Annotated in this window: 1 protein-coding gene; it reads right to left on the reverse strand. The window is 66.1% G+C overall.

From position 1 onward, the window contains the following. The coding region (locus ACWGPE_RS19315; protein ID WP_452049366.1) for an alpha-(1->6)-mannopyranosyltransferase A at window positions 1-1,027 on the reverse strand (1,027 nt) is incomplete at both ends.

A 1,027-nucleotide genomic window follows, 5' to 3' on the forward strand; every position in this document is an offset into this window, starting at 1 on the left:
GGTACGAACAGCACGACCACCACCATGGCCAGGGTGATCCCGGTCAGGGCGTCGCGGTCGGTGTGGCGGTAGCGCCACCACAACAACGGCAACGCGATGACGATGGTGAGGATGCCGATGATGCGGGCGACCTCGAGCACAGCGTAGAAATTGACCGGAAAAAGCAGGCCGCCAATGGCATTGATGAGGTTGGCGGCCGCGGTGGGCACTGTCAGCCAGTTGATGATCTTGACCGAGCCGGCCAGCGCCGTCAGCCAGCCCAGGCCAACGCCTGCCAGCAGGGAGATGACCGCGAACACCGCCACGAAGATCAGAACCGAAGCGGCGGTGGCGACCGCGAATGCGCGCACCGCGGGCATGTCCCGCCTGTCCCTCAATTGGCGCATCCACACCCAGACCAGGAACGGAAGGGCAAGGCCTGCGGTCGCTTTGACCGCTACGGCTATCGCGATGAGGCTGACCCCGATCACCGGCCGGCCGGCGAAGGTCAGTGCGATCGCGGCCATCATCAGGCCGACCATCAGCATCTCGTTGTGCACGCCGCCCATCAGGTGCACGATCACCAGCGGATTGAGCACGCAGATCCACAGTGACGCAGCCCCGTTGGCGCCGACGTGGCGGGCCACGCGTGGTGCGGCCCAGATCAGCAACAGCAGACCGGGCAGCATGCACAGCCGCAGCAGCATGGTGCCGGCCACCACGTCGTCGCCCACCAGGATCGTGACGAACTTCGCCACCAGGATGAACGCAGGCCCGTAGGGCGCGGTTGTCGTCGTCCAGATCGGACTCACGTTGTCCAGCAAGGAGTTCGGATTCTCCACCGGACCCACCACATAGGGGTCGAAGCCGTCGCGCAGCAGCGCGCCCTGGGCCAGGTAGGAGTAGGTGTCGCGGCTGAACAGCGGCACGCTCAGCAGCAGCGGCGCGAGCCAGAAACCGGTGGTGGCCACCATGGTGTATTCGGTGGCGGTGCCGTCGATCACGCGTCGGCCCAGCCAGAGCCAGGCGATCAGCATCACTGCGACGC

This window comes from Agromyces sp. NPDC055658 (assembly GCF_053618155.1).